Consider the following 13,737-nt stretch of genomic DNA (forward strand, 5'->3'; position numbering starts at 1 on the left):
TAGCCAAACCACTAAAAGCCATTGATACACATTGAGACAAACCTTTAAAACTACAGCGCACGATATTTATCTCTCAGTCTTTGTCTAACCCACTCAGCAACTGAGTTCACCGCGAATGTAAAGATAAACAGCAAGAGTGCAGCCAAGAACAGCAAGCGGAAATGAGAACCGCCCACTTCTGATTCTGGTAGCTCAACAGCAATCGTTGCCGATAAGGTTCTCATCCCTTCCAAAATATTCCAGTCAAGAATTGGAGTGTTACCTGTCGCCATCAAGACGATCATGGTTTCGCCAACCGCTCGACCTAGGCCCATCATAACCGCTGAAAAGATACCTGGACTCGCCGTCAATAACACCACATAAATAAGCGTCTGCCACGCCGTCGCACCCAACGCTAATGAGCCATCAGATAAATGTTTAGGCACAGAGAAAATAGCGTCTTCAGCAATAGTGAAAATCGTTGGGATGACCGCAAAGCCCATAGCAAAACCAACCACTAGCGCATTGCGTTGGTCAAAGTCGATACCATAGCTAGCCAAGAAGGTACGAATATCACCACCAAATAACAAGGCTTCAATGTTGTTTCCACCAGCAAACACCGCAACCACTGTAATCACCAATACCGGAATCAATATCAGAGCATGCCAACCGTTAGAGAAGCGACCCGTTACCCTCTTCGGTAAACAGAACCAAACAAGTCCAGTCAACAGTGTGCTCAGTGGTAATAGCATCATTAATGAGAAGACAACCGTTAAATGCGTTTCAACGATTGGAGCAAACCAAAGCCCAGCCAAGAATCCGATGATCACGGTCGGAAGAGCTTCCATCAGCTCTATCGAAGGCTTCACGACTCTTCGCATACGTGGAGACATGAAGTATGCGGTATAGATAGCTCCGAGCACAGCAACCGGCACGGCAAACATCATCGCAAACAGAGCGGCTTTAATAGTACCGAACGTGATAGGTACTAAACTGAATTTTTCTTCAAAGTCATCGTTCGCCGACGTTGATTGCCAAACGTATTGCGGTTCAGGGTAACTTTCATACCAGACCTTTTGCCAAAGCGATGAGAATGAGATTTGTGGGTATTCATTATCGACTTTAGCCACACTGATGGTGCCATCAATCAAAGTCGCCAGATGCAGTTCATTAGCAGACATAGCGGCTAGTTGTGGTGATTTATCAAAGGCTCGTTCAAACAAAGACAGCTTTTCACTGGTCGTATAGTGGCTTTGTAATGTGCCGTTCTTATAGAAGCTATAAAAACCCTTTCTATAAGTATCAGGAAGAATAAATTGCACTTGTTCAGCAAGTTGGAAGTCTCGAATATGGGTCAGGCTACGTTTTTCATTTTTGAGTACATCGAACCATTGAGAAACCTGTCCGTCCTCATGCGTAACCAACAACGAGTATGCACCAGACAATAAATCGATGCTTTTCACGGAATGTTTCGCATCATTCAAGCTAAGATCAATCACTTCACGAACATCAAAACCGTTATCTGATAGTTTCAAAACAACCAAATCCGATTGTGCTCGTAGGTATAAAGTTTGCCCATCAGGTGTGACAAGCAGTTGCTGTTGCAAGCCCAGCTTATCCGATAGCCATTGGCTCTTCTGAAAAACATACTGACCAGTAAGGTCACTCTGATACCACTTAACCAAGACTCGTTGGTCACTTAACTGAGCGGCAACCGTAATCCCACGTCCATTTTTAGAGAACGCGAATTTGTCGATCGTCGCCCCATTTGATGATTCATCATTTAAAAACGGTTCAGGGAGAGTGATTAGCTCAATTTTAGGCTCGGCTTCGCTGCCCTTTTTCAGCACAGGCGCACTATACTCAGGATAGAAAAAAGTAAGATTGCTTGCGCTGTCGGCAAAGGCAAACCAGTTTTCTGATGGGGTATTTCGAGAGAAGGCAACAGGATTGGCTAAAACATTTCGCTCAAAGTAAGAGTGTGTATTTTGAGACTCTAAATCCCAAAACTGCACCAAGCCAGATTTTTCGATAGTAAATGCATGTTGACCATATTCATCAACCGATAAGACGATAGGCTTTTCTACGGCAACGGTCTTTACGGCTTGGTCTGTCTCTAAACCAGTATCAGAAAATACCGGTAAAATGACCATCGCCAAGTAAACAAAGATCAATACTAGGGCAGCTAGAACACTGACCGCGCCACATGTCACCGAAAAACGGACGAGACGATCTTTCAACCATCTTTTTTTGTCGCGCTCTTTCAATGAAAATTGGGCTGAAGCCATCTGTTTATCTACCTTTTTTTAGCTACTGACATAATATGTACGTTACATGACAATTATATTACAAGTTACGTTAAACAACTGAAACTAATAACAAGTTTGTTAGCCATATTTCTTAAAGTAAGATCATAGATTTTGTGAATTTTGTCATTCTAAATTAAAGTAATCAGCTCTATAGCCAGCACTCAAGGATTATCATCTCGATGGAAAAAGACTATGTCACAAAAGAACTTAGCTGGTTATCCTTCAATGAAAGAGTGCTCCAAGAAGCAGCCGACAAATCAGTGCCCTTAATCGAAAGAGTTCGTTTTTTAGGTATTTACTCAAAAAACCTCGATGAGTTTTACAAAGTCCGATTTGCTGATGTGAAGCGAAAGATCTTACTTCAAGATCCACAGCTAACCTCCAACTCGCCGAAAAGCCTACTGACTAAAATGCAGAGCAAAGCAAGCAAGCTCGATGCTCAATTCCATGAACTGTATAACGACTTGCTATTGGAATTGGTACGCAATCGTATTTTTCTGGTCAACGAACAACAAATCAGCGAAGAACAAAGTGGCTGGATAAAAAAGTACTTTAAGAAAAAAGTGCTGCCACACTTAACTCCGATTCTCTTGAACGAAGATAGCCAGTTACTTAATATTCTCAAAGACGAACAAAGTTACTTAGCCATCGACATCGAGCGTGATGCATCATCTCAATATGTCTTACTCGAAATCCCATCAGAAGCACTCCCTCGATTTGTTAAGTTACCGGAAACTTCGGGTTCGCAGCGTACAACTTTGATCTTGTTAGATAATATAGTTCGATTTTGTTTGGATGACTTACTTAAAGGATTCTTTGAGTATGACTCATTGCGTTGTTTTGCGATAAAAATGACACGTGATGCCGATTATGATCTGCAAGAGGACAATGAAAATAACCTATTAGAATCGATGTCTTTAGGTTTAGAACAGCGCTTAACGGCACTGCCGATACGTCTGATCTATGAATCTGAAATGCCAACTGAAATGCTCAACTTCTTACAAGTCAGACTTAAACTGTCTGACTATGACAGTGTCATCGCAGGTGGTCGCTATCATAACTTCAAACATTTCTCTGAGTTCCCAAGCCTTAACCGACGTGATTTAGTTAATCGTCCTCTACCCGCGATTAAGTGCGCGCATTTCAGCCATTACCCAAACTATTTCGAAGCGATCAAAGCTCGCGACATCTTACTGCATTATCCTTATCACACCTTTAGTCACATCACTGAACTGGTTAGGCAGGCTTCCTTTGACCCGAAGGTAACCTCCATCAAAATAAACGTTTACCGTGTTGCGGAAGGCTCAAAACTCCTCAGCTCGATCATCGATGCGGCGCACAATGGCAAAAAGGTCACTGTGGTTGTCGAGCTGCAAGCACGCTTTGATGAGCAAGCCAACATTCAATGGACCAAGAAACTTCAAGAAGCGGGTGTAAAAGTCATCCATGGCATCCCAAGTTTGAAGATCCATTCCAAGTTGCTGCTCATCAAACGAAAAGAAGGCAAGCATACCGAGCATTATGCCCATATTGGCACTGGCAACTTCCATGAAGTTACAGCGCGCGTGTATACCGATTTTTCTCTGCTCACTGCGAATGAAGATTTGACTCAAGAGGTGAGACAAGTCTTTAAGTATATTGAAAACCCTTATCAAAAGTCCCAGTTCAAGCAACTGATTGTGTCACCAAAGAATACTAGAAAACGTCTGTACCAATTGATAGATAATGAAATACAAAACGCGATAGAAGGTAAACCTGCAAGCATCACTCTAAAACTCAACAACTTGGTCGATCGAGAGATCATTGAAAAGCTCTATCAGGCTAGCCAAGCCAATGTAAAAGTGAGAATGGTCATTCGCGGCATGTGCTCTCTTGTCCCTGGCATACCCAACATCAGTGATCATATTGAGATAGTCAGTGTGGTCGATCGTTTCCTCGAACATCCGAGAGTGATGATATTTGGTAACGCTGGAAAGCCGAAGGTCTATATATCTTCCGCTGACTGGATGACACGAAATTTTGATCACCGCATCGAAGTTGCAGCTCCAATTTTAGATCCAAAGATCAAGCAAACCATTATCGATATCACCGAGTTTCATTTCGATGACAGCAACAAAGCTCGAGTGCTAGACCAAGCGATGAGCAACTCTTACACACAACCACCAGCAAACCCACTTGATTACCCGACGTCACAACTCTCCACTTACCACTATATTAAACGTATGGAGAAACTTGCTCGCAAGAAGTACAAACAAGAGAAGAAATCATGCCGCTAATTGATAACAAACATTCTCGATGTATTGCCGCTATCGACTTGGGTTCGAACAGCTTCCATATGGTGGTTGCCCGAGTATTCGATCAACACCTGCAATTAGTCAGCAGGCACAAACAGAAAGTGAGATTAGGTGATGGATTGGATGAACATAACGTCCTATCCGAAAGCGCTATCGAACGAGGTCTAGAATGCCTCAAGGTGTTCGCAGAGCGACTAGCGGATTTTGAACTTGATGATGTCAGAGTTGTTGCGACTCATACCCTAAGAAAAGCCAAAAACGCTAAAGACTTCTTAGAGCAAGCCAAACCACTGTTTCCTTTTCCAATAGAGATCATCTCAGGTCAAGAAGAAGCTCGAATAATCTATAACGGCGTAGAACACACTCAAACCGCTTCTGAATCTAAGTTGGTTATTGATATCGGTGGAGGGAGTACCGAACTCGTCGCCGGACAAGGCTTTACCCCCCTGATTATGCGCAGTTTACCGATGGGGTGCGTCAGTTTTACTCAGCGCTTCTTTGCCGATGGAGGGCTGACATCACAGCACTTCTCCGATGCTTATGTCTCTGCTACTCGCCTGTTGATGCCATTAATTGAAGAATACAAACAAATCTCTTGGGAAGTTGCCTTTGGCTCATCAGGGACGGCTAAATCAATAAAAGAGGTACTCATTGGCTTAGGGTTCACCGATGGTCTCATTACGCCGCAACGCCTATCCTATTTGAAGAACCACTTATGTGAATTTCCATCATCTAAGGGATTAGACCTTTCAGGTTTAAGTGATGAAAGAAAGCCGGTGTTTGCCGCTGGCGTCACCATTCTTTCAGCAGTTATGGATATGCTCAACATCAATGAATTGCATTTCTCCGATAGTGCCTTAAGAGAAGGGATTCTTTATGACATGGAAGATCGGTTTAAAGATATTGATGTTCGAACAAGAACCGCTGAAACGCTTGTCTCTCGATACCATGTTGACGTAGTTCATGGCCAGAAGGTCAAAGCACTCACCCTTTCATTACTGAAACAAGCGCAACCTCAGGTGAGTACTGCGGTAAATAATGAACTTTATGATCTAATTGGATGGGCTGCATTGCTTCATGAAGTGGGACAAAGCATCGCATTCCAAGGCTATCACCGTCATTCAGCTTATCTGCTTAAACACACGACTATGCCCGGTTTCAATACTGAGCAGCAGCGTCTGATCTCAGCATTAGTTCGCTATCAAAGAAAAGCGATTAAGCTTAGTGACTTACCGGATCTCACGCTATTCAATACAGGGCAGGTAGCGTTGTTAATTCGAATACTGAGGATAGCAATCCTGCTCAATCGACAGCGAAGCCAATCGCCAATACCGAATGTAAAATTAACCATTGACCAAGATGAGAATTGGTGTTTAGAAGGAGATACCATCGACTGGTTAGCTGAAAATCAACTGCTTGATTATGAACTCAAAGAAGAACAACGACGCTGGCAAGATGCTGGGTGGTCGTTGAAGCTTGAATGATGCGCCGACAAAATAAAAACAGCCTGCGGCTAGCAAGCTGTTCATACGTTAAGTTTCTACGTTCATAGTACCTAAATTAGAGTCCTATTTTTGCCAACTCTTGCTCAGCAAACTCTGACGGTATCGCTAAATAGCCATCTTTCTCTACAAGTTCTTGTCCTTGCTTTGAGAACACAAAAGTGAGGAACTCTCTTTCAACGGGAGAAAGCGGTTTATCTGGGTGTTTGTTCACGTATACGTAAAGAAAGCGTGATAGAGGGTAATCACCGCTCAAGATATTCGCTCGAGTCGGCTCTACATAATCAGAACCATGCTCAGCAATAGGAATTAACTTAACGCCAGCGACACGATAGCCAATACCTGAGTAACCTATGCCGCTGATTGATGATGCGACCGACTGTACAACCGATGCAGAACCTGGCTGCTCATTGACTCGGTTCTTAAAGTCACCACCACATAGTGCGTTTTGTTTGAAATAGCCATAGGTTCCCGAAACGGAATTGCGCCCAAACAGCTGGAATCGATGTTTCGCCCAAGGTTGGTCGACGCCTAGATCTTGCCAATCGTTCAGCGGTTTCGTCGCACCACAGCGTAATGTCTCGGAAAAGATGCCATCAATCTGACGGAAATTGAGCCCCTCAATAGGATTATCTCTGTGCACAAAAAGTCCAATCGCATCGATCGCCACTCGCAGTGCTGTCGGTTTATAACCATGTTCTCTTTCAAACGCCTCTACTTCTCGCAAGCGCATCGGACGACTCATTGGTCCTAGATGGGCAGTACCTTCGGTTAAGGCTGGAGGCGCAGTAGAAGAACCAGATGCTTGGACTTGAGCGTTAACGTTCGGGTAGTAAGATTTAAACTCTTCCACCCATAACGTCGTCATGCCCGCTAAGGTATCCGAACCTACCGATAATAAGCTCCCAGAAATACCCGGAACCTTAGAATAATCAGGAAGAGAATCGACACCCAGTTCGGCATGAACAGGGTTGGCCAAAGCAAACGCTAATAATGAGCTGATTGGCAAACGCATCCTGCGTGTCAAACAACTCATGACACTGTCAGTCGATTTGGTAATGTGAAATGGAATCGACTACCGACTCCTACTTCACTTTGAATTTCTAAATGTGAGTCATGGTGACTAAGCGCATGTTTCACAATCGCCAATCCAAGACCACTACCACCGGTATCACGTGAGCGTGCTTTATCTACACGATAGAAACGCTCTGTGAGTCGATGTAAGTGTTGTGGCTCGATACCGTCTCCGGTGTCTGACACATCTAAACATGCACCTTGACTGGTCTGGTACCAACGCACTTTAACCGTCGCGCCCGGTGGTGTGTATTTCACTGCGTTGTAAACCAGATTCGATATCGCACTTCTCAATTGGTCTTCATCGGCAAGAACACGCAGACTCTTATCGATATCAAACTCAAGCTTATGCTCTCGATCACCACTTAGGCTTGCCGCTTCTTTTTCAAGAACTTCAAGCATCGCTGGAACATTCACCACTTCATCGAGCTCATGCATCGGCGCAGCTTCGATTTTTGAAAGTGTTAATAGCTGATTGACCAGACTGTTCATGCGATTCAATTGCTCGGTCATCACACCATGAGCCTTAGGCCACATAGGGCCAACGACCATGTCTGGATCTTCCGTCATTTCAAGGTAGCCCTGAAGTACGGTCATAGGAGTACGTAGCTCGTGAGAAACGTTAGCAAAGAAGTTACGACGCATACCTTCTAGCTGTTTTAACTGAGTAACATCACGTACCACCATTAGGTGTTCACCCTCGGTATACGGCACGATACGAAGCTCAAGCATACGTTCCACGTTAAGTGGCGAAGGCATCTCTAACGGTTCTGAAAAATCTTGTTTATTAAGATACTTGATGAAGTCCGGCGTGCGGATCAAGTTAGAAATCGGTTGCCCTGAATCGTCTGGCCAGCGAAACCCAAGTAAGTACTGAGCTAGCTTGTTACACCAAACGATATTCCCTTCTCCACGAAATACCACAACGGCATCGGGAAGGGATTCCGCACCGTTTCTGAAACGGCGAATAAGGTTGGTCAGCTCTTTACGTTTGCGACGCTGTCTCTGCTGCATACGATAAATACCGTTGAACAGAGATTCCCAGTTCCCAGAACCTGATGGTGGCGTTAGACGCTTCTCATCCCACAACCATGCGGACAAGCGCATTTGGTTGTGTAGATGCCAGCCGAGCTGCAATACCGTAGCAGCCAGCAGTAACCAAGGTAGGTAGCCGAATATCCATCCAACCAAAACCCAAGGTGCGTAAAAAAAAGCCAGCTCCCAAGCCAGCTTTTTCCAGGTTAACTTTTCAACCATTCAGGACTCCGTAAACTGGGTAGCGAAGCCACACTAAGCCTTTGTAGAAAAACGGTAGCCCGCGCCGCGAACCGTTTGGATTAGCTTGTCGTGACCTGCAGATTCAAGTGCTTTACGCAGGCGTCGAATATGTACGTCAACGGTACGGTCTTCAACGTAAACGTTGGTGCCCCAAACGTTATTCAGCAGTTGCTCTCGGCTGTACACACGCTCTTGGTGTGTCATAAAGAAGTGCAACATTTTGAACTCTGTTGGTCCCATATCAACCGGACCTTCGCTTGCGGTAACGCGGTGAGATACAGGGTCTAACTTAAGGCCTTGCACATCAATCACGTCTTCCAGTGCCGTTGGCGTTACACGGCGAATAACCGCTTTCAGGCGAGCGACAAGCTCTTTTGGTGAAAATGGCTTGGTGATGTAGTCATCAGCGCCCACTTCTAAACCACGAACCTTATCTTCTTCTTCGCCACGAGCCGTTAGCATCACCACTGGGATGTTGCGAGTTAACTCTTCACGCTTCATGTGCTTGATAAAGTTTATCCCGCTACCACCAGGTAGCATCCAATCTAGTAATACTAGATCTGGGAAAGGTTCACATAGCTTGTTTACCGCTGTATCGTAATCTTCAGCCTCTACTGCTTGGTAGCCTTTTTGTTCAAGCACGAAACACAGCATCTCACGAATAGGTGCTTCATCTTCAACGACCAGAATCCTTCTCGACATAATTGAATAGCCTTTGTATTTAATCAACGCATTGCATTATCTGAGTTAATTATGACACTTTTGTGACCTTTGAAAACAAATTTTCATATAACTGTCTCAAACGTTTCACTTTATAACTTTTGATACAGAGCTAAGGACAAATCGAATTAGATCTCATATCATGAGGCACTTCTAAAAAGGTATGAGAAAAATATATGTGGTTTAAAAATTGCCTAGTCTATCGCTTCAACCGTGATATTGATTTCAACGCAGATCAGCTAGAGAAACAACTTGAAGAATTCCGCTTTACTCCTTGTGGTAGCCAAGACAAACAGAAATTTGGTTGGGTGCACGCAATGGGTAAACATGGCGATATGATGACGCACGTATCAGAGAACCGCATTCTCATCTGTGCAAAGAAAGAAGAGAAAATGCTACCAGCATCTGTGATTAAAGAGTCACTGAATGCAAAAATCGAAACACTCGAAGCTGAGTCTGGCACTCCTCTTAAAAAGAAAGAGAAAGACAGCCTCAAAGAAGACATCATCATTGATCTCCTTCCTCGCGCATTCAGCCGCAGTAACTTCACATACGCGCTGATCATGCCAAAAGAAGGCTTCATTGTTGTTGATGCAAGCAGCTACAAAAAAGCAGAAGACGTGTTAGCTCTGCTGCGTAAAACAATGGGTAGCCTACCAGTCGTGCCAGCTATTCCTGAGCAAGCGATTGAAACGACTCTAACCGAGTGGGTTAAATCAGGTGATACACCTCAAGGCATTACAATGCTTGATGAAGCTGAGCTTAAGTCGATTCAAGAAGACGGTGGTATTGTTCGAGTTAAAAAACAAGAGCTAGAAGCCGACGAGATTAAAAACCACATCGAAGCAAATAAAGTGGTAACTAAGCTGCTTATCAACTGGCAAGATCGCATTGAATTCATCCTTGCTGAAGACGGCAGTATCAAACGCCTGAAGTTCAGCGATGAACTTAAAGATGAGAACGACGATATTCCCCGTGAGGACCAAGCTGCACGCTTTGATGCAGATTTCTCATTGCTATGTGGTGAGTTCAGCGTGTTCCTTCCGAATCTATTCGAATCACTAGGTGGATTAACTCAACCGAACGCTTAATCGGTATCTCCAAAGCTCAGGTGCTCCGTGCCTGAGCTTATTTTCCCTACATTTCCCGCTGTATATTTATCCCTTCACTCTCTTCTTAATATCATTGCTATCTTTAGGGCTATCAACCAGACTCATTTTAGCGTAAAATTTGCGCCCCTTTGATATCACTTGGTGGTATCAACCTGACTTGAGATCAGATTAGAGAACGAAGCAATGACTACACAAAAACCATTTGTACCTGAACTATTATCACCGGCAGGAAGCCTCAAAAACATGCGTTACGCATTCGCCTACGGCGCAGATGCAGTATACGCAGGCCAGCCACGTTACAGCCTTCGTGTTCGTAACAACGAGTTCAATCACGAAAACCTACAAATCGGTATCGATGAAGCTCATGCTCAAGGCAAAAAGTTATATGTTGTATGTAACATTCAGCCGCACAACTCTAAATTAAAAACATTCATTCGCGACCTCAAACCAGTTGTAGACATGGGCCCTGACGCGCTTATCATGTCAGATCCTGGTCTTATCATGATGGTTCGTGAAGCATTCCCTGAAATGCCAATCCATCTTTCTGTTCAAGCAAACGCAGTAAACTGGGCGACCGTTAAGTTCTGGTCAACTCAAGGCGTTGAGCGTGTGATCTTATCTCGTGAGCTATCGCTTGAAGAGATCGAAGAGATTCGCGAACACTGCCCAGAAACAGAGCTAGAGATCTTTGTTCACGGAGCTCTTTGCATGGCTTACTCAGGCCGTTGTCTGCTTTCTGGTTACATGAACAAGCGCGATCCAAACCAAGGTACTTGCACCAACGCTTGCCGCTGGGAATACAAAACAGAAGCAGCGAAAGAAGACGAAAACGGTCAGATCGTTGAAGCAAACCCTACTGGTGTTGCTATTCAAGAAGTAGAAACGCAAGACATTGAAGTTCAAGATGAGCGTCCAGACAACACACTAGGCCTTGGTAAACCAACAGACGAAGTGGTTCTGCTTTCTGAATCACACAAGCCAGAAGAGAAAATGGCAGCGTTTGAAGATGAGCATGGTACTTACATCATGAACTCAAAAGACCTTCGTGCAATCCAACACGTTGAGCGCCTAACGAAGATGGGTGTTCACTCTCTGAAGATTGAAGGTCGTACTAAGTCTTTCTACTACTGTGCACGTACTGCTCAGGTTTACCGTAAAGCTATTGACGATGCAGTGGCAGGCAAACCATTCGATGAAAGCCTAATGGGTACACTAGAGAGCCTAGCTCACCGTGGTTACACTGAAGGCTTCTTACGTCGCCATACACACGATACATACCAAAACTACGAGTACGGTTACTCTATCTCTGACACTCAACAGTTTGTTGGTGAGTTCACAGGTAAGCGCCGTGGTGACCTAGCGGAAGTAGAAGTGAAGAACAAGTTCCTAGTAGGCGACAGCTTAGAAATGATGACACCGAAAGGTAACGTTGTTTTCAAACTAGAAGTTATGGAAAACCGCAAATCTGAAGCGGTCGACGATGCGAAAGGTAACGGTCACTTTGTATTTATTCCTGTACCAGCAGATCTAGATCTAGAGTACGGCTTGCTGATGCGTAACTTGAGCGAAGGCCAAGATACACGTAACGCATCAGGCAAATAATTTTTACTTAAGCGACTTACTTGAGAAGAAAATAATGGCTCTGTTAATTACTGACAAGTGCATAAACTGCGATATGTGTGATCCTGAATGCCCAAATGGTGCAATCACTATGGGCGACAGCATCTTCGAGATCGATCCTGATTTATGTACAGAGTGTAAAGGTCACTATGAAAAGCCAACATGCCAGTCAGTGTGTCCGATTACAAAATGCATCATCACTGACCCAAACCATATTGAAACTGATGACGAGCTACTTGAGAAGTTTGTTATCATTCAAGGCTTGACCTAAAAGAAGAAAGGTTCAACTTAACCATAAGTTGAACCTTTTTTTTCATCCTGATTTTCCGATTGGATAAATATTGCAGAAGAGCTCTTTTTCAAATTGATATTCGAGTCGTTCTCGCCAGTTTATTGATTGAGCTATAGGAACAAGATAAAAGTTTTCCCTGCTGGTATCGGTCACAAATGCCATTCCATACTGCATCAATTCATAGTGAACATCATTTACGAAACTAGGGTCTAAACGTTGTCTGCCTGTTAGCTGATTGATGTCATCTCTTGAAATTGAAATACCCGAGCTTTCAGCGTTGAACCTATGTCTTAACCATTCTGAAAATTCCTTCGCACAAATCATAGTCATAGTCTTATCCTTGAATTATCTATCGACGGGTATCAGACTCTGATTTCGCATACTGCATATAAGCCGCATCTTTCACCCCAAAACACTCAATCCCTGACCAAACCTTGTCAAATTCGCCATCGCCCTTGCTGATACCGTTATTGCTTTTATTAATATCAAACGATGTTCTTAATCTCGTGTTTATAAACTCTAGACAAAAGTGTGATATTTCTCCAGTTTTAGAGTCGAAAAAACCAGTGGCAGTACCACTGTAAAAAGCCTCGATGAACAGGATTACTTATTCGATATCAAGGCCAAACACTGACTTGGCATCACTTTAACTTTTTTCTTTTTCTTAGTTTTCGCTACTTTTTTAGGAGGTGGAACTGGAACAGTCTTTGGAGCCCAACTTGCAAGTTCATCTCCACAACCGTCACCTTTAGGAGGGCTCGCTTGAGCTATGCAGTTTGAACTGCCTTCAGGACACTTTAAACGAACGTGGAAGTGGGAGTGGTGTCCCCACCAAGGTCTTATTTTGCCTAACCAAGCTCTATCATTAGCGTCAGAGTTTTCTTGTTCACAAAGGGTTTGCTTGATCACTGGATGAACAAAAATACGCACCACTTTTTCATCTTTCGCCGCATAACGAATAACTTGAAAATGATCATCGGTCCAATTCGATTCACGCAATTTGTAGTTGGTAAGATCCACAACGCTCACAGGTTTAGGCACAGCTAATTCGTTCTCTGACAACCTCTTACTGGTTAACCTTAGCCATATATCAATATCTAACCCTGTTTGATGACTTGAATGACCTGAAGAAAAGCGCCCTCCTCTGGGAAGAGAAATATCACCGATCAATAAATTAGTATTGAGCTTCTCGCTGGTCGTGACTCCTAACCTCTCAATAAACTTTATAGCTTCTGTATGGCCATAGTAGCGCTCTCTTTGAGGGCGAATGATCTGATACCCCAAACCATTAATAGGCAAAGCCTGCGCACCGTCTAGACAGCCATTGGCATAGCTTCCAATTGATGAGGGTGAATTTCTAGTAGGGTGACTCTCTTTTTCCCACGAAGTTGCTGATAGAGAAAATGAACAAAAGAATACAACCAGTGCAAAAAAGAACCTCATAATAATCCCAAATTACTGACGCTTACTCATTATATTAGTCGCCATTTAGGATTAGGTGCATATCGTACTTAAGTTTTTGGTGGTAGCTAGTGAATTATACCAATTAAAGTAAAA

General features: G+C 43.7%; 11 protein-coding genes. 5 read left to right on the plus strand and 6 right to left on the minus strand.

What is annotated here, in order from left to right; all coding sequences use genetic code 11:
- Nucleotides 1-50: 50 nt before the first annotated feature.
- A complete protein-coding gene (locus tag AB4274_RS05535; RefSeq protein ID WP_372111275.1) occupies nt 51-2,267 on the minus strand; it encodes an ABC transporter permease subunit in 2,217 nt (738 codons plus the stop codon).
- Between the two features lie 200 nt (nt 2,268-2,467).
- Here AB4274_RS05535 and ppk1 point away from each other — a divergent pair, with 200 nt between their 5' ends.
- Both ppk1 and ppx read left to right on the plus strand, forming a co-directional pair.
- Nucleotides 2,468-4,564, plus strand: a complete 2,097-nt coding sequence (gene ppk1, locus AB4274_RS05540; RefSeq protein ID WP_372111278.1) for a polyphosphate kinase 1 — start codon at nt 2,468-2,470, stop codon at nt 4,562-4,564.
- Nucleotides 4,555-6,066: an exopolyphosphatase gene (ppx, locus tag AB4274_RS05545; protein WP_372111280.1), complete on the plus strand. Its 1,512-nt coding sequence runs from the start codon at nt 4,555-4,557 to the stop codon at nt 6,064-6,066. The genes ppk1 and ppx overlap by 10 nt, the downstream gene beginning before the upstream one ends.
- Nucleotides 6,067-6,142: 76 nt before the next feature.
- Here the strand turns inward: ppx and AB4274_RS05550 are convergent, their stop codons facing one another.
- Genes AB4274_RS05550 through phoB form a run of 3 tightly spaced genes read right to left on the minus strand, consistent with a single transcriptional unit; the run spans nt 6,143 to nt 9,138 of the window.
- The gene (locus AB4274_RS05550) at nt 6,143-7,099 is read right to left on the minus strand and encodes a PstS family phosphate ABC transporter substrate-binding protein (RefSeq protein WP_102398633.1); all 957 of its coding nucleotides are present in this window, start codon (nt 7,097-7,099) and stop codon (nt 6,143-6,145) included.
- A gap of 17 nt (nt 7,100-7,116) precedes the next feature.
- Nucleotides 7,117-8,415, minus strand: a complete 1,299-nt coding sequence (gene phoR / locus AB4274_RS05555) for a phosphate regulon sensor histidine kinase PhoR (RefSeq protein WP_019823041.1) — start codon at nt 8,413-8,415, stop codon at nt 7,117-7,119.
- A gap of 33 nt (nt 8,416-8,448) precedes the next feature.
- Nucleotides 8,449-9,138, minus strand: a complete 690-nt coding sequence (gene phoB / locus AB4274_RS05560; protein WP_004735064.1) for a phosphate regulon transcriptional regulator PhoB — start codon at nt 9,136-9,138, stop codon at nt 8,449-8,451.
- 194 nt (nt 9,139-9,332) lie between these two features.
- Here phoB and rdgC point away from each other — a divergent pair, with 194 nt between their 5' ends.
- The 3 genes from rdgC to AB4274_RS05575 all read left to right on the plus strand — a co-directional run bounded on the left by rdgC (nt 9,333) and on the right by AB4274_RS05575 (nt 12,159).
- Complete coding sequence (rdgC, locus tag AB4274_RS05565) at nt 9,333-10,247, plus strand: recombination-associated protein RdgC (RefSeq protein WP_008223904.1); 915 nt, start codon at nt 9,333-9,335, stop codon at nt 10,245-10,247.
- Nucleotides 10,248-10,451: 204 nt separating this feature from the next.
- A complete protein-coding gene (gene yegQ, locus AB4274_RS05570) occupies nt 10,452-11,870 on the plus strand; it encodes a tRNA 5-hydroxyuridine modification protein YegQ (protein WP_017062848.1) in 1,419 nt (472 codons plus the stop codon).
- Nucleotides 11,871-11,904: 34 nt separating this feature from the next.
- The gene (locus AB4274_RS05575; RefSeq protein WP_004735061.1) at nt 11,905-12,159 is read left to right on the plus strand and encodes a YfhL family 4Fe-4S dicluster ferredoxin; all 255 of its coding nucleotides are present in this window, start codon (nt 11,905-11,907) and stop codon (nt 12,157-12,159) included.
- 42 nt (nt 12,160-12,201) lie between these two features.
- Here the strand turns inward: AB4274_RS05575 and AB4274_RS05580 are convergent, their stop codons facing one another.
- Nucleotides 12,202-12,510 (minus strand): hypothetical protein, encoded by a 309-nt coding sequence (locus tag AB4274_RS05580; protein WP_017062536.1) that lies wholly within the window; start codon nt 12,508-12,510, stop codon nt 12,202-12,204.
- Between the two features lie 273 nt (nt 12,511-12,783).
- Entirely contained in the window at nt 12,784-13,623 is an 840-nt protein-coding gene (gene mepA, locus AB4274_RS05585; RefSeq protein ID WP_017062537.1) for a penicillin-insensitive murein endopeptidase, read from the minus strand.
- Nucleotides 13,624-13,737: the final 114 nt, after the last annotated feature.

This window comes from Vibrio sp. 10N.261.55.A10 (assembly GCF_041470825.1).
Taxonomy (GTDB): Bacteria; Pseudomonadota; Gammaproteobacteria; order Enterobacterales; family Vibrionaceae; genus Vibrio; species Vibrio crassostreae_C.